Here is a 16,462-nt window from a genome sequence, read left to right as displayed (position 1 = left end):
AAGAGTTTGCCCGTGCAGGACGAAAACACCGGATATCAGCTTTGTGTCGAAACGCCATCCGTGGATGACTATCTTCGTCTTCGAATAATCTCGGGGTTAAGTCCGAAGGGCAGGGAAGCTGCCGAAATCGGACTACCGAACACCATTCACGCCGCGATCATTCGATATCAAGGCCAAGCAGTTGGAATGGGCCGGATTGTCGGCGACAAAGGCTGTTTCTATCAGGTCGTTGATATTGCAGTCGATCCGGAGCACCAGGGCAAGGGGCTAGGCAAGATCATCGTGGAAAATCTGGTGGACTATGTGCAGAACAATGCACCGGATGGTGCCTATTGCAGTTTGATTGCCGATGGTCCCGCTAAATATCTCTACGAAAAATTCGGTTTCGAGCCGGTCACTCCCAAATCGATTGGTATGGCGCTAAGAGTCAAGCGGACTTAGTTTCAAGTGCCGAAAGTGCCATATCTAGCGCAGTATTGACCGCGGCCATGCGAATTGAGGCCCGTCCCTTATCTTCAAACAGGTGGTGTGCGGCAACGGGCTCCTGACCCTTCAGTGCCAGTCCAAACCACACAAGTCCGACCGGCTTTTCCTTCGACCCGCCGCCGGGGCCCGCAATGCCGGTGACAGAAAGCGCAATTGCTGCGCGGGAGTGGGCAAGCGCACCCGTGGCCATTGCCAACGCCACTTCCTTTGAGACAGCGCCGTATTTCTCGATCATTTCCATAGGAACGCCCAGCATGTCATGTTTGGCTTCGTTAGAGTAGGTAACGAAGCCTCTGTCGACAACATCGGAAGAGCCGCCAATATCTGTCAGCGAAGCGGCGATCAGACCGCCAGTGCAGGATTCGGCGGTAACCAGCAGGATACCCTCACGCCGGCACGCTTCAAGCAATGCTATTGCCTTGGTTTCTGCAATAAGTGTGCTCATTCAGGTAGTCCGCCAGGATATATGACCGAGGCAGTTGCTATTGCGGCTATCCCTTCCTCGCGTCCGATAAAACCGAGTTTTTCATTTGTCGTCGCTTTTATAGAGATACGATCCGGCGTAATGCCCAGCATTTTTGCCAAAGCTGCGGTCATAGCTTCGCGGTGGGGCCCAACCTTGGGTGCCTCGCAGATTAAGGTAATATCCGCATTGGCGATCCTTCCGCCAGCCTCTTTCACAATCTTCACTGCATGTTCAACGAAGATGTGGGAAGCGGCGCCCTTCCACTGGGGATCAGAGGGCGGGAAGTGCGTCCCGATATCTCCGGCGCCGCGCGTCGCCAGCAGGGCATCAGTTAGGGCATGCAGGGCGACATCAGCATCTGAATGCCCCGAAAGCTTCCTATCGTGCGGGATGAACACGCCAGCCAACCAGACACCATCGCCCGGTTCGAATGCATGAACGTCATATCCATTGCCGGTGCGCACGTCCGGGAAGGAGAATTGCTTTTGCGACAGACGATCATCGGCCATTTGAATATCCTTTGCCCAGGTGAGCTTTGTATTATCAGCGGACCCTTCGACTATGCGCACGGGCAGACTGTGCCATTCGGCGATGGCGGAATCATCTGTAAAGTCAGAGCGTCCGGCGGCATAAGCTGCATTATGGGCATCAAGAATGGGCTGGTAGGGGAAAGCTTGAGGGGTTTGCGCTGCATATAGGCCTGCACGAGGAACCGTTGCACTCACCATTGCATCGGGGCCAGCAGCCTTCAATGTATCGGACACCGCCAGTACCGGCAGGACACCGATATGAGGAGTAAGATTAAAGATAACGCGCTCGAGCAAATCTGCAGCTATGAAAGGCCGCACGCCATCGTGAATGAGTACGTGATCGATTCCCGCATTGTCCAAAGCCAATAAGCCCAGGCGGGTTGATTCCTGCCGCGTTGGTCCGCCGGTAACAGCCTTCACTTTATCGGCCACATCGCCCAGCGCCTGGGCAAATAATGCGCCATCCTCTTTGTGAATGACCACGACAATTTGATCGATCATGGGACAGCCAAGAAAAGCCCGAACCGTATGCATCAGCACGGCTTCGCCGCCGATCCTGCGATATTGCTTGGGACCTTCGACGCTTTGGCCAGCGCGTTCGCCGCGTCCTGCTGCCACGATGACAGCAGCTACCCGCAGTTTATTGTCGTCAGTCTTGGCAGGCACAATTCTCTCCGATCAATCAATCTGCGTTACCCTTTGCCAAACCGAAAGGCTAGAGGCCTTAGTTATTAAAGGTCGAAAACTGATCAGAGAAAGGCGTGGATTGCCTTGCGAAGCAGCATGATCCTGTCTAAAGGTTAGGCTATTATAAAATTGCATACGAAACAGGCAGACGTGGTGACCGATTTAAAGCAACCATTGACCGTAGGCGGCGTCAAATTGCGCAATCGCGTATTTCTGGCGCCGATGTCCGGCGTATCGGATTTGCCGTTCCGCCAGCTTGCGTGGCAGGCTGGCGCGGGAATGGTCGTATCCGAAATGGTCGCGAGTGCGGAGCTTTGCACGCGGGAGCGTGGAAATCTGCTGCGGCTGAAGGGCGATGGATTAGGCACCCATGTCGTGCAGATTGCTGGTCGTGAAACCAGATGGATGTCGGAGGCCGCTCGTATTGCCGAGGGTGAAGGCGCCCATATCGTGGACATCAATATGGGCTGTCCTGCAAAAAAAGTAACTGGAGGCCTGTCCGGATCTGCGCTTATGCGTGACCTTGATCACGCTTTGATGCTGATTGAGGCAACCATCAATGCCGTCAAAGTGCCCGTAACGTTGAAAATGCGTCTTGGCTGGGACGATAATAGCATCAATGCGCCGGAACTTGCATCCAGAGCGGAGCAGGCGGGTGTACAGATGATAACGGTGCATGGGCGCACACGCTGCCAGTTTTATGAAGGCAAGGCGGATTGGCGGGCGATTCATGCGGTGCGTGATGTTATCTCCATACCGCTTGTTGCCAATGGCGACGTTCTGACCCGTGATGATGCTGTTGCGATCCTGAGAGATTCTGGAGCCGACGCTGTCATGGTGGGGCGGGGATCATATGGGCAACCGTGGTTGCCGGGCTGGATTGCTGGCGATAGCAGCACGACGGGCCCCGAGACGGTGGCTGATTATGCGATTGCCCATTACGAAGCAATGCTGGCTCATTATGGATCAACGACAGGTATCCGCCATGCGCGCAAACATCTTGGCTGGTATCTCGATTTGCACGGGGTTGATATCGGCCCTGCCACGCGCGGTTCCATCATGACGGAAACCAATCCACTCCTTGTGGCAAAACGTTTGCACGATGCTTTGAGCCGCCCGCAGACAGATTTGAAGAAAGTGGCTTGATGACGGTACCTGAAAATACGCTTGCAAGCATGGTTCTCAATTCACTGCGCCATCCCGTGATAATGCTGGATGAAGCGGGTTATATCTCCTACGCCAATGCGGATGCGGAAGCTTTTTTTCGTTCAAGCGCCACAATCTTGAGCCGCAATACACTTGATATGCTGCTGCCCTTTGGCAGCCCTCTATTGGCTCTTGTTAAACAGGTGCGCGAGAGCCCATCGCCGGTAAATGAATATCGCGTGGATGTCTCATCGCCGCGCCTTGGCCAAGACCGGATCGTCGATCTTTACGTGACGCCGGTGAGCGAGTCTCCGGGGTCCATCGTTATCCTGTTCAAGGAACGTTCCATGGCGGAAAAGCTTGACCGCCAGATGACGCATAGGGGCGCTGCGCGTTCGGTTACGGGCCTTGCCTCGATGCTCGCACATGAGATCAAGAATCCTCTGTCAGGCATACGCGGTGCAGCCCAGCTGCTGGAAACCGGTCTTAATGACGATGACAGAGCTTTGACGCGGCTGATAACCGACGAAACTGACCGTATTGTATCGCTTGTAGATCGCATGGAAGTGTTTTCGGATGAGCGACCGATTGAACGGGAAGCAGTCAATATCCACGTGGTTCTGGATCACGTCAAAGCTATCGCCAGAAACGGTTTCGCCAGCCACATAAAGTTTCACGAGGATTATGATCCCTCGCTGCCCTATGTTTTCGCCAATCGCGATCAACTTGTGCAGATATTTCTCAATCTCGTAAAAAATGCAGCCGAATCCATAGGCGCAAACGAGCCCGGTGAAATCACACTCTCCACGGCATTTCGCCCCGGAATCAGGCTGTCGGTACCGGGGATGCGCAACCGCGTTTCGCTCCCGCTTGAATTTTGCGTTTCCGACACCGGCGCTGGCGTTTCACCCGATATCATGCCGCATTTGTTTGATCCGTTTGTCACGACAAAACCCAACGGTTCTGGCCTTGGGCTTGCACTTGTGGCGAAGATCGTTGGTGACCATGGCGGTGTCATTGAATGCGATTCATTTCCCCGCAAGACAACATTCCGGATTTTGATGCCTGCTTGGCAAAACGGTCCGCTTGACGATGACCACGCAGATGACAATCCATACCCCACTAAGACAGGATTCTGATAATGAGTTTGGGTAGCATTCTCGTAGCCGATGACGATGCGGCAATCAGAACGGTTCTCAATCAGGCGCTTTCGCGTGCCGGTTATGATGTTCGCATAACGTCGAATGCCGCAACGTTGTGGCGCTGGATCTCGGCAGGTGACGGCGATCTCGTGATTACCGATGTGATCATGCCGGACGAAAATGCCTTTGATCTTTTGCCGCGCATAAAGAAATCCCGTCCGGATCTGCCGGTTATCGTTATGAGTGCGCAAAACACGTTCATGACAGCTATTCGCGCCTCGGAAGCCGGTGCTTATGAGTATTTGCCAAAACCGTTTGATCTGACCGAATTTGTCAGCATTGTTGGCCGCGCTTTGGCTGAGCCGAAAAAGAAGCTCGACAAACGACCTGTAGATGAGCAACCCGATACAATGCCGCTGGTGGGTCGTTCTCCCGCCATGCAGGACATTTACCGCGTGCTTGCCCGTATGATGCAGACTGACCTGACGGTCATGATTTCCGGTGAATCCGGTACGGGCAAGGAATTGGTGGCTCGTGCGTTGCATGAATATGGTCGGCGGCGTAAAGGGCCCTTCGTTGCAATTAATATGGCGGCAATTCCTCGTGATCTGATTGAATCAGAATTGTTCGGGCATGAACGCGGAGCCTTTACCGGAGCGCAGAACCGCTCAAGCGGGCGTTTCGAACAAGCCGATGGCGGAACACTTTTTCTCGACGAGATTGGCGATATGCCAATGGAGGCCCAGACGCGCCTGCTACGTGTCCTGCAGCAGGGCGAGTACATGACCGTCGGTGGACGAACACCGATCAAGACGGATGTCCGTATAGTTGCGGCAAGCAATAAGGACCTTCGCACCCTCATCAATCAGGGGTTGTTTCGCGAAGATTTGTACTACCGCCTTAACGTGGTGCCGCTGCGTTTGCCGCCGCTGCGTGAACGCGGGGAGGACATTCCTGATCTGGTCCGGCATTTCTTCAAAATGGCGGTCAAGGATGGTCTTCCGGAAAAACGCATTACCGGCGCCGGTTTGGATCTTATGCGCCGTTATCCCTGGGCGGGAAATGTGCGTGAACTCGAAAACCTCGTTCGGCGCTTGGCAGCGCTCTATCCGCAAGAAGAAATCAATGCGGATGTCATTGAAGTTGAACTGAAGGCGGATTTGCGCCCCGCAGAGCCATCATCGAATGGCTTGGCGAATGAAGACATTACCATTGCTCAAGCAGTGGAATTGAATATGCAGCGGTACTTTCTGTCCTACGGAGACGACCTGCCGCCAGCGGGACTTTACCAGCGCGTACTGGAAGAGGTTGAGTACCCGCTTATCTTGTCGTGTCTGACTGCCACTCACGGCAATCAGATCAAGGCCGCCGAGCTTTTGGGGTTGAATCGCAATACGTTGCGCAAGAAAATTCGCGAATTGGGTGTCAATATCTACAAGAACAATAAAAGCGACCGCTAAGGGCGGCCGCGTAACGGCCACCCGAATATTTCTCTCAGGCAATCGGTCCGAGATAGTCGAGCTTGCCTACTGAAACGCCATTATGGCGCAGGATGTTCTGCGCGGTTGTGACGTGAAAATAGAAGTTGGGCAAAACGAACTTGGTGATGTAATCATCGCCGCTCAGCGTTGTCTTCAATTTGCCGAAGCTCAGCGTGACTTCTTTTGAAGAAGCGTCACGAAACGCGCTTTCATCCACGCTTTTCAGAAAATCCACTGTTTTTGCAACGCGCTCCTGCAACTCTGCAAACGTCTTCTCTTCGTCGGGCATTTTAGGTGGTTCGATAGAGGTAAGGCGGCCAATAACACCTTTTGAGGTATCGCTTACCCGCTGTACCTGACCGGAAAATGGCAGCATGTCCGGTGCAAGCCGCGCATTGATAAGTACGTCTGGGCTTATTTTCTTCTCAGTCGAAAACGCTTCTGCCTTATCAATCAGCGATGAAACAATGGAAAGCCCGCGTAACAGAGCGGGTATTGAAATAGCGTAGGTTGAATTGGACATGGGTGTCTTTCTTGGAAGGTCGTTGCAACTGCATGGATGCCAACTTCACGCGCAGCTGGCTGAGTGGCAGATACGCCTCAGCTTTGTTTTTTCAAGGCCAGCGCCAAAGATTGCCGCCATTCAGACGTATCTGCCTACACTGTTTGGCGCTTTGGCTGATATATTTCTATGTATTCGCTGTTTGCGTGAACGATCCGGTTTCGCCCTTGATTTTTGGCGGCGTAGAGGCACTTGTCAGCTGCCACAAGCGCTTCTTCCAAAGGCTGGCCCGGCTCGTGAATGGCAATACCGACACTCACGGTGACGTTCAGTTCAGAAATGCGCAAGTAAGTGGGGATTTCCCGCATACCCATAAGAATTTTGTGTGACAGCCAATCAGCTTTGCCAATGTCGGCATTGGTGAGAAAAAGAGCAAATTCTTCGCCGCCGAACCGTGCGGCAAAATCCCATTCGCCAATAACTGAGCGCAGCAAGATACCGATTTCCTGTAAAACGCTATCGCCGACTGCATGTCCATAACGATCATTGATTGATTTGAAATGGTCGGCATCAATGTAGAGGATTGCGCCTGCACTTTTCGCTGGGTCGCACAACGTAATTTGCCTTTGCGCTTGGAGATAAAATTCATTCCTGTTTGACAGTCCCGTCAAATCATCTCTGCGCGATGCAAGATCAAGCAGCGATGCGGTCTGTTTCAGGCGATAGTTCAAGCCAACCAGAAATGAACCGAGTGGAGCACTAACAATTATGACGATGGCCGTTGTCACGATCAGAACATTGTTAATTTGGCCCAGATCAACCAAGGCAAAGAACGCCACAGCCAGGACATTTGCCGCGATAGTTGCCATTAAGACCATTATGACGACCTGTCGATAAGGCGACATATTGCCAAATTTGGTCATCCAGAAGTCGTAGGTCGTCATTGCACCCACCGCGAAGTTGATACACTTAATTACAACCGTGATTTGTGAAGAAGCTATGCGTAAAACGCCGTAAATTTTAATAGTTGGCTGAATTGTTGATGTTTCATGTCGACTATTGCAAATGGTTGTGCATTTCACACAACCCAAACGATAAAGCGTTGCATTTCCGCCACAATGTGTTGCATGAGTGCCACTTGGTTGAGGTCACATAGCAATGCTCTTGTCAAACTCGGTCAACACATTGAATGGTTCTGTATCCGGCGCTAGGGGCGGCGTTACGCAGAGGTTCTTTTCACGTCTGGGTATTGCAACAGTAATACTGGCGTTGCTGACCACAGGCGTAACATTCCTTATTCTGACCGGGGTTACACCGATCCATCCGGATAGCGATGTAACTTTGCTGCTGACCAGCATCAATGCGGTTTTAATCGTCGCGCTCATTTTGTTGATTGGCCGCGAAATTTACCGTGTTGTCCAGGCGAGGCATCGGGGAAAGGCGGCATCTCGTCTTCACGTGCGTCTCGTCGTGCTTTTTTCGCTCGTGGCTGCCGTGCCGGCAATGATCGTGGCAATTGTCGCCTCCATCACCCTGGATATGGGGCTTGATCGGTGGTTCGAAATGCGAACCTCGACGATTGTAAAATCGTCGATCAGCCTGGCGGAAGCCTATATTCAGGAAAGCGCACGGAATCTGCAGTCCACGAGCCTCGAAATGGTCGATGACCTGGACACGCAACGCACATTGTTCGATCTGGACCGCAGCGGTTTCGTCCGGCTGATGACACAGCAGGCACTCGGGCGGAACATGATTGCGGCGTCGATAATCCGTACTGACGGAAGCACCGTAGTGCGCGCTGATATCCAAACGGCAACACCGATACCGACAGTTGCAAAGTCAGTTCTTGAAACTGCCTCTGACGGAAAACCTGTGCTTATTCCGCCAGATCAGACCAATCTGTTGAGTGCCGTCATCAAACTGCGTGAGATCCCAGGCGTATTTCTCTATGCGATACGGCCGGTCGATCCGGATATTCTCAATACCAGTCGGGCGATGGAGAAAAAGACCGCTGACGCTGCAATCGCCGCCGACGGCAATGGCATCACAACACAGATTCTCTTTGCGATGCTGTACTTCGGATTGACGCTTACTCTGCTTCTCTCTGCAATTTGGACCGGCATTGCGGTAGCGGATCGTCTCGTTCGCCCAATACGCTTGCTCATAGGTGCAGCCGATAATGTTGCGACTGGCAATCTGAATGTTTCTGTTCCTGTTCACCGCTCTGACGGTGATGTCGGGTCATTGTCCCAGACGTTCAATACAATGGTCCGTCAATTGGGCAGCCAGCGCAAAGACCTTGTTTCGGCGAAAGATCAGATCGACGAGCGGCGCCGCTTTTCAGAGGCTGTGCTATCAGGCGTTACCGCAGGTGTCATCAGCGTCAATGCTGATGGCGCGATCGGCATTTTAAATCGCTCTGCTGAAACCATGCTGGCACTCGATCCGATTGCCTCGCGTGGTAAAAACCTGTCCGCTCTTGTTCCGGAAATCGGTCTGGTATTTGAAGTGGCGCATGCCACCGGACGATCCGTCTATCGTGAACAGGTAACCATGTCGCGTCGTGGCAGCGCCCGGACATTTAACGTTCAGATTACCGTGGAAGATGCTGAATCCATAGAACACTCCTATGTTGTGACCGTCGATGACATAACGGATCTGGTTGAAGCGCAACGCTCATCTGCCTGGGCCGATGTGGCGCGGCGCATTGCGCATGAAATCAAGAATCCGCTTACGCCCATTCAGCTATCGGCAGAACGCTTGCGCCGCCGTTTTGGCAAGGTGATCACTGAAGACCGGGAAGTTTTCGACCAATGCACTGAAACCATTATCCGGCAGGTCGGCGATATTGGTCGCATGGTTGACGAGTTTTCGTCGTTTGCGCGCATGCCCAAGCCGGAGATTAAGGCGATGGACTTGCGTGAAGCGCTTCGTGAAGCTTCGTTCCTCGTGGAAGTAAGCCGCAGCGATATCCGTTTTGAACGAGATTTCGGTACCGTGCCGTTAATTGGTCAGTTTGACAGCCGTCTTTTGGGGCAAGCCTTTGGCAATGTTATCAAGAACGCCGCTGAAGCGGTGGAGGCGGTTGTCAAGGAAGGGCACGTTGACGGCCATATCCTCATCAGATCACGCGCGCAGGAGGGTTCGATCGTTGTTGAAGTTCTCGACAGCGGCAAAGGATTGCCGCGCGAGCATCGTCAACGTCTGCTCGAACCCTATATGACGACACGCGAAAAAGGGACTGGCCTTGGCCTTGCTATCGTCAAGAAGATCGTTGAGGACCACGCCGGTCACATAGAACTACACGATGCGCCAGACGATTTTTACGGGGGGCGAGGCGCAATGATCCGCATGATTTTTCCAATGAACCAATCTGCTTCCGCAGATTCAGAAAATCCCGATAAAACGGCAAAACAGGTGAATTCAAATGGCATCTGACATTCTTGTAGTCGACGACGAAGTCGATATCCGCGAGCTTGTTGCAGGCATACTGAGCGACGAAGGTTATGATACGCGCGTGGCATCGGACGCCGACAGCGCTCTGGCTGCCATAGATGAACGAATTCCGCGTCTCATATTCCTTGATATCTGGATGCAGGGTAGCCGTCTTGACGGTCTGGCCCTGCTTGATGAGATCAAGCTGCGTCATCCGGAAATTCCCGTTGTCATGATTTCGGGTCACGGAAACATCGAAACAGCTGTCTCGGCAATCCGCCGGGGTGCCTATGATTTCATTGAAAAACCATTCAAGGCTGACAGGCTTATCCTGATTGCCGAGCGCGCGCTTGAAACCTCCAAGCTTCGCCGCGAAGTCTCCGACCTGCGCAAGCGTTCGTCGGAGAGCTTCGAGCTTTTAGGCTCTTCGCTATCCATGAATCATTTGCGGCAAACAATTGAGCGCGTGGCGCCAACCAACAGCCGAATCATGATTACCGGTCCATCAGGCGCCGGTAAGGAACTGACGGCCAGGGCAATTCATGCCTTGTCCAGCCGGTCGAAGGGTCCATTCGTCAATCTGAATGCTGCGACCATCACGCCTGAACGTATGGAGGTTGAACTTTTCGGTACGGAATCCGATGGCGGAGAACGCAAGGTTGGTGCGTTGGAGGAGGCACATGGCGGCATTCTTTATCTCAATGAGATCGCTGATATGCCGCGTGAAACGCAAAACAAGATTCTGCGTGTTCTCGTCGATCAGCAATTTGAGCGTGTGGGCGGTACCAAGCGGATCAAGGTTGATGTGCGGATCATCTCGTCGACGGCGCAAAATCTTGAGGCGATGATCGCAGAGGGCCGTTTCCGCGAGGATCTGTTTCACCGGCTTGCAGTTGTTCCGGTTATTGTTCCGCCGCTTGCGGACCGCCGCGATGATATTCCCGCTCTGGTGGACTTTTTCATGGCACAGATCGCTGATCAGGCTGGTATCAAGCCACGCAAGATCGGCCCCGATGCGATGGCGGTTTTGCAATCGCATTCCTGGCCGGGCAATATTCGGCAGTTGCGCAACAATGTTGAGCGATTGATCATCCTTGCTCGCGGCGATGATCCTGACGCTGTTATCACCGCAGATCTGCTTCCAGCAGAAATTGGCGATACTTTGCCCAAGGCTCCTACAGAATCTGACCAGCACATTATGGCCTTGCCGCTGCGCGAGGCGCGTGAGCGTTTTGAGAAGGAATATCTGATCGCGCAAATCAACCGATTTGGCGGAAACATCTCGCGTACGGCGGAATTCGTTGGTATGGAACGTTCGGCACTGCACCGGAAGTTGAAGTCCCTCGGGGTATAGCAAAATGCGAGTAATTATCTGCGGGGCGGGCCAGGTAGGTTATGGCATAGCTGAACGGCTTGCCGCCGAAGATAATGATATTTCCGTCATCGATACGTCTGCGGAACTCATTGAGGTTATTCGCGATACGCTGGACGTACGCGGCTTCGTTGGACATGGCGCTCATCCGGATGTTTTGGCGGCTGCAGGCGCTGATCAGGCGGATATGATTATTGCCGCGACGCTTTATGACGAAGTGAATATAGTTGCGTGTGAGGTCGCGCACGCGTTGTTCAATGTGCCTACCAAGATTGCGCGTATCCGCGCGCAGGCCTATCTTCAATCGCACTATCAGGATCTATTCTCACGCGATCACATGCCTATCGACGTGATCATTTCGCCGGAATTGGAAGTGGGCGAGATGGTGTTGCGGCGCATCGCGCTTCCCGGTGTTAGCGATGTCGTTCGGTTTGCCGATGAGAATGTAGCGGTATTGGCCATCGAATGCCTTGAGGACTGCCCGGTCATCAACACGCCCTTGTTTCAGCTTACCGATCTTTTCCCCGATCTGGTTGCGACAGTCATGGCAATTGTGCGTAATGACAAGCTGTTCATACCTCACTCGACAGACCAGATGTTTAGCGGCGATATCGCTTATGTCGCTTCCATTAAATCGCAGATCCATCGAACATTAGCTTTATTTGGCCATGAAGAACCTGAGGCGACCCGCATTGTCATTGCTGGCGGCGGCAATATCGGCCTTCATGTTGCGCAGACTATCGAAGCGAAGCAGCCAAAGACCAAGGTCAAGCTGATAGAGCCAAATCTCAAACGCGCCAACACGATCGCGGACGAGCTTCGCCGGTCCCTGGTTCTGCACGGCAGTGCGCTGGATCAGAAACTTCTCTACGAAGCCGAGATACAGGATGCCGACCTGATGGTCAGCCTGACGAATGACGATCAGGTCAACATGCTTGCAGGTGTCATGGCAAAGCGCATGGGCTGCAAGTCCAATCTCGTGCTGATCAACAATCCTGATTATCTCGACTTGAGCAAATCACTTGGCATAGACGCGCATATCAGCCCGCGCAGCGTCACGATTTCCCGTGTGTTGCAGCATGTCCGCCGAGGCCGAATTCGCGCTGTTCATAGCGTGCAGAAAGGGCAGGCGGAAATCATTGAAGCGGAAGCGTTGGAAACCTCGCCGATGGTTGGTGCTCCTTTGCGCGAGCTTGATTTGCCGGCTGGCTTGCGGATAGGCGCAATCTATCGCAATGGTGAAGTTATCAAGCCCGATGGTAACGTTCGCATAAAACCAAAAGACAGAGTGGTGCTTTTTGCCACGGCGGAGACAGTCAAGCAGGTTGAGCAGATGTTCCGGGTCAGTCTCGAGTTCTTCTAGCGTAGTTGAGCTGAATAAAAACAAAGAGTTGCATTGTAGACCTGCATTCAAGAAATCCTCCATCTCACAGCTTCCAATCCATGAGTATGACAATGCCCAAAACATTTGCTTTCGTCGGAAACCTGAATCGCAATGCTTTGCCCGGTCAGGGCAAGGGCATCAGTGTGTATCAGTTCGATACCGAAACCGGCGATCTCGCGCTTGCGAGTGAGTATCTGGCAATCGATAATCCTGGTTATCTGGCAATAGATGAGCAGCGCAAGCGTCTCTATGCAGCAGTTGAAATTCCCGAGTGGAATGAAAATCTCGTAGCCGCGTTCGACATTGATCCCGAAAACGGTGCGCTGTCCTACATCAACATGCAGTCCACACTCGGGAATACCACGTGCCATCTGGGCTTTGATCAGACGGGTGAGAAGATTTTCGCATCCAATTACACCGTGGCTCCGTTGGGAGAGCGTCCGGGCAATGCAATTGTTGCCTTCGCCATTCGTAATGATGGCGCTATTGACCCTGCCTTTGCAGCCGCTTGCCATGAAGGCCCAAATGCCATCCTGCCGACCAAGAAAAGACAGCATGGTCATTGTGCGGTGGCTAGTCCGGATAATAGGACATTATTTGTCTGTGATCTTGGGTTGGATCAGATCCTTGCTTATGAAATGCCCAAGCACGGCGAAAAGCTGAAACTCGCCGCGACGCCGTTTACCCAGTTTCCGGAAGGTGCAGGGCCGCGCCATTTGACATTTCATCCCAATGGCAAAATTGCCTACGTTATCAATGAATTAAACTGCACTGTTTCTGTTTTGGATTATGATGCTGAAAAAGCCAGCCTGACAATATTGCAGACTTTGCCAACAATTCCTGACGATTTCACCGAAACAAATACATGCGCGGAGATTGCTGTCAGTGCCGATGGTCGTTTCCTTTACGGATCAAACCGTGGCCACCACAGCATTGTAACGTATTCCATCGAGGATTCCGGAAAGATTTCACTGGTCGGATGGACGCCATCGCAAGGTATTGGCCCGCGTAATTTCATTATCGATCCTTCCGGAAAATTCATGCTGGTGTCGAACCAGAAGGGCGGCGGTATTGCAGTGTTCAGACGCGATATCGAGACGGGAGCGTTGGAAGACACAGGCAAGCGTGTTGATTTGCCGACACCCATGCGTATCGTCTTCGGCACGTTTTAAGGAGCCTCAGAATGTCCCGAATTGCCTATGTAAACGGACAATATGTGCAGCATTCAGATGCCGGGGTGCATATTGAGGATCGCGGCTACCAATTCGCTGATGGCGTCTACGAGGTATGCGAGATTGCCCGCGATAACATTATGGATATGACGCGGCACCTAGACCGGCTTGGTCGTTCATTGTCAGAACTGAAGATCGCCTGGCCGATGGAGCGCAAGGCATTGCAGCTCATCATCAGGGAAGTGGTGCGACGGAACAAGGTTCACAATGGTCTTGTCTATTTGCAGGTGACACGCGGCGTTGCCCGCCGCGACCATGTGTTCCCGTCAGCTGATACGCCGCCCTCGCTCGTCATTACTGCCAAGCGCACCAGCCCGGCGGCATCCGCAGCACGTGCTGCAAAGGGCATCAAGGTAATCACAGTTCCTGAAAACAGATGGGAGCGGGTGGATATCAAATCGGTAGGGCTGCTTCCAAACGTGCTTGCCCGCCAGCAAGCCAAAGAGCAGGGGGCTCAGGAAGCCTGGTTTGTGGATCCGGATGGGACCGTTAAGGAAGGCGCTGCCACCAATGCGTGGATTGTCACAAAGGACGGTGTTCTTGTTACGCGGTCAGCGGAAACCGGTATTTTGCGCGGCATTACCCGAACGACAATCTTTGATGTGGCTAAAAAGCTTGGTTTGAAAATTGAAGAACGGGGATTTTCAGTAGACGAAGCAAAAAATGCAAAAGAGGCTTTCATCAGTGCCGCAACCACTGTAATTATGCCCGTTGTTGACATCGATGGCGTTGTGGTCGCAAACGGGCACCCCGGTACTATAACACTTTCGTTACGCGAAGCGTTTTTTGAGATTGCGGAAAAAACGCCATCCTGTTAACCCGTGAGTGAGGGGACTTTACAAACGCTGTTTTCCACCTCCTGTTGGAGCAGGGTTACCTGTTTCCACTGCAGAATTTTGCACGAGACACATTTGCTGATCGCATAAAAGGATAAAAACAATGGCTGAACGATCGCAGAATCTTCAAGACCTTTTTCTGAACTCCGTCAGAAAACAGAAGATTTCTCTGACAATCTTCCTGATAAATGGTGTAAAACTGACCGGTATTGTTACTTCGTTTGACAATTTCTGCGTGCTTTTGCGCCGTGACGGCCATTCGCAGCTTGTTTACAAGCATGCCATTTCGACCATCATGCCAAGTCAGCCTGTGCAGATGTTCGAAGTTGAAGAAAGTGACTAACCGCATTTGACCAAAGAAAATACGCGTAACGCAGACAAAAGGGGCGGAATTGCCGAGGATGGCGATACCGCCCGCGAAGCTACTCGCGCGCTCGTCATAGTTCCAGTGTTGCCGCATCGCTTTGCAGATGGTGGCAAGCAGGAAGATCACAAAACACCTGCCTACTACCGCGAATTTCAACGCAGCGATGAAGCACGCCTGGAAGAGGCCAAAGGTCTCGCTCGCGCCATTGATCTGGATATTGTCCATTCCGACATCGTACAGGTCTCTGCGCCCCGACCAGCAACGCTGCTCGGTTCAGGCAAAGTCGACATGATCGCTGAGATCATTGAAGAAACGCATGCCGAACTGGTGATTGTCGATCACGCACTGACACCCGTACAGCAGCGCAATCTTGAAAAAGCGTGGAATGCCAAGGTTCTTGATAGAACTGGACTTATTCTGGAGATTTTCGGTCGTCGTGCCCAAACAAAAGAAGGCACGTTGCAGGTCGAACTGGCGCATCTGACCTACCAGAAAGGCCGATTGGTTCGAAGCTGGACCCACCTTGAGCGGCAGCGTGGCGGCGGCGGATTTTTGGGCGGGCCGGGTGAAACACAGATTGAGTCTGACAGACGCGCACTGCAGGAAAAAATTCTGCGTATCAAGCGCGAGCTGGAAACAGTTGTCCGCACACGCGCCTTGCACCGTAGCAAGCGCCGCAAGGTTCCGCATCCCATCGTTGCGCTCGTAGGCTATACCAATGCCGGTAAATCCACGCTTTTCAATCGCATGACCGGCGCCGGAGTGGTCGCGGAAGACATGCTCTTCGCAACGCTTGATCCAACCTTGCGGCGAATCCGCCTGGAACATGGCGAAATGGTTATCCTGTCGGACACTGTGGGCTTTATTTCAAACCTGCCGACGCATCTTGTTGCGGCATTCCGGGCGACACTTGAAGAAGTTGTCGAGGCGGATCTGATCTTGCACATACGCGATATTTCCGATCCGGATACCGCTGCGCAGGCCGAAGATGTCCATGCCATCATGGCCGATCTTGGTATTGAGCGAGGCGATACGAAGCGCATTATCGAAGTCTGGAACAAGATTGACCTACTGGATGAGCCGGGCAGGGAATCTGCGCAAAGGCTTAGTGCCGCTGCCACAGGCAACGAACACCCAATTCCTGTTTCGGCGATCACGGGAGAGGGCGTAGACACCCTTCTGGCTGAAATTGAAAACCGCATCGCCGGAAAGCTTGCTCATGTGAAGCTTACATTAAAGCCAGAGCAAATGGGCCTCATTGATTGGATTTACCAGCACTCCAGCAATCTGAAGCGCAAAGATGAGGATGATGGCTCGGTTGTACTGACCATGGATATGACGGTGACTTCAAATGCCGTTTTACAAGAGAAACTGCTGACCAAAAACAAAGCCTAAT

15 protein-coding genes are annotated in these 16,462 nt (G+C 52.7%); 11 read left to right on the top strand and 4 right to left on the bottom strand.

All coding sequences use genetic code 11. The annotated features are described in order from the left end of the window. The first annotated feature begins 12 nt into the window (after positions 1–12). Entirely contained in the window at positions 13–441 is a 429-nt protein-coding gene (locus tag ACTJI9_RS15535) for a GNAT family N-acetyltransferase (RefSeq protein ID WP_440809148.1), read from the top strand. Here the strand turns inward: ACTJI9_RS15535 and ACTJI9_RS15530 are convergent. Next, positions 428–931: a CinA family protein gene (locus ACTJI9_RS15530; protein WP_115053053.1), complete on the bottom strand. Its 504-nt coding sequence runs from the start codon at positions 929–931 to the stop codon at positions 428–430. The two genes, ACTJI9_RS15535 and ACTJI9_RS15530, sit on opposite strands and share 14 nt — an antisense overlap. Continuing rightward, the gene (locus tag ACTJI9_RS15525; protein ID WP_440809145.1) at positions 928–2,148 is read right to left on the bottom strand and encodes a bifunctional 2-C-methyl-D-erythritol 4-phosphate cytidylyltransferase/2-C-methyl-D-erythritol 2,4-cyclodiphosphate synthase; all 1,221 of its coding nucleotides are present in this window, start codon (positions 2,146–2,148) and stop codon (positions 928–930) included. Before ACTJI9_RS15525 ends, ACTJI9_RS15530 begins: the two co-directional genes overlap by 4 nt. Before the next feature lie 174 nt (positions 2,149–2,322). Between ACTJI9_RS15525 and dusB the strand changes: the two genes are divergently transcribed. The 3 genes from dusB to ntrC are packed head-to-tail and all read left to right on the top strand — an operon-like array spanning position 2,323 to position 5,917. Further along, positions 2,323–3,315 carry a tRNA dihydrouridine synthase DusB gene (gene dusB / locus ACTJI9_RS15520; RefSeq protein ID WP_440809142.1) on the top strand — a complete coding sequence of 331 codons (993 nt, stop codon included), beginning with the start codon at positions 2,323–2,325 and terminating at the stop codon, positions 3,313–3,315. Beyond that, entirely contained in the window at positions 3,315–4,454 is a 1,140-nt protein-coding gene (locus ACTJI9_RS15515; protein ID WP_115053055.1) for a two-component system sensor histidine kinase NtrB, read from the top strand. The genes dusB and ACTJI9_RS15515 overlap by 1 nt, the downstream gene beginning before the upstream one ends. A 2-nt stretch (positions 4,455–4,456) precedes the next feature. Further along, positions 4,457–5,917: a nitrogen regulation protein NR(I) gene (gene ntrC / locus ACTJI9_RS15510; protein WP_115053056.1), complete on the top strand. Its 1,461-nt coding sequence runs from the start codon at positions 4,457–4,459 to the stop codon at positions 5,915–5,917. Between the two features lie 34 nt (positions 5,918–5,951). On the opposite strand, the gene ACTJI9_RS15505 is transcribed toward ntrC, so the two are convergent. Further along, a complete protein-coding gene (locus ACTJI9_RS15505; RefSeq protein ID WP_115053057.1) occupies positions 5,952–6,461 on the bottom strand; it encodes a DUF1993 domain-containing protein in 510 nt (169 codons plus the stop codon). 134 nt (positions 6,462–6,595) lie between these two features. Further along, positions 6,596–7,384, bottom strand: a complete 789-nt coding sequence (locus tag ACTJI9_RS15500; RefSeq protein ID WP_307285080.1) for a GGDEF domain-containing protein — start codon at positions 7,382–7,384, stop codon at positions 6,596–6,598. Between the two features lie 214 nt (positions 7,385–7,598). On the opposite strand from ACTJI9_RS15500, the gene ACTJI9_RS15495 reads away from it, so the two are divergent. The 7 genes from ACTJI9_RS15495 (at position 7,599) to hflX (ending at position 16,461) form a co-directional block, all read left to right on the top strand. After that, entirely contained in the window at positions 7,599–9,878 is a 2,280-nt protein-coding gene (locus tag ACTJI9_RS15495) for an ATP-binding protein (RefSeq protein WP_440809138.1), read from the top strand. Continuing rightward, on the top strand, positions 9,868–11,229 hold the full coding sequence (gene ntrX / locus ACTJI9_RS15490; RefSeq protein ID WP_115053060.1) for a nitrogen assimilation response regulator NtrX: 1,362 nt from the start codon (positions 9,868–9,870) through the stop codon (positions 11,227–11,229). The genes ACTJI9_RS15495 and ntrX overlap by 11 nt, the downstream gene beginning before the upstream one ends. Before the next feature lie 4 nt (positions 11,230–11,233). Continuing rightward, the gene (trkA, locus tag ACTJI9_RS15485; protein WP_115053061.1) at positions 11,234–12,610 is read left to right on the top strand and encodes a Trk system potassium transporter TrkA; all 1,377 of its coding nucleotides are present in this window, start codon (positions 11,234–11,236) and stop codon (positions 12,608–12,610) included. Positions 12,611–12,702: 92 nt separating this feature from the next. Beyond that, complete coding sequence (locus ACTJI9_RS15480; protein WP_440809134.1) at positions 12,703–13,803, top strand: lactonase family protein; 1,101 nt, start codon at positions 12,703–12,705, stop codon at positions 13,801–13,803. A gap of 11 nt (positions 13,804–13,814) precedes the next feature. Then, positions 13,815–14,681 carry a D-amino-acid transaminase gene (locus ACTJI9_RS15475; protein ID WP_115053063.1) on the top strand — a complete coding sequence of 289 codons (867 nt, stop codon included), beginning with the start codon at positions 13,815–13,817 and terminating at the stop codon, positions 14,679–14,681. Positions 14,682–14,802: 121 nt separating this feature from the next. Next, on the top strand, positions 14,803–15,042 hold the full coding sequence (gene hfq / locus ACTJI9_RS15470) for an RNA chaperone Hfq (RefSeq protein WP_008129219.1): 240 nt from the start codon (positions 14,803–14,805) through the stop codon (positions 15,040–15,042). A gap of 6 nt (positions 15,043–15,048) precedes the next feature. Beyond that, positions 15,049–16,461: a GTPase HflX gene (gene hflX / locus ACTJI9_RS15465; protein WP_440809130.1), complete on the top strand. Its 1,413-nt coding sequence runs from the start codon at positions 15,049–15,051 to the stop codon at positions 16,459–16,461. Position 16,462: the final 1 nt, after the last annotated feature.

It is taken from the genome of Phyllobacterium sp. 22552, assembly GCF_052044585.1.
Classification (GTDB): domain Bacteria; phylum Pseudomonadota; class Alphaproteobacteria; order Rhizobiales; family Rhizobiaceae; genus Phyllobacterium; species Phyllobacterium ifriqiyense.
This window is presented reverse-complemented; position numbering and strand designations above follow the sequence as displayed.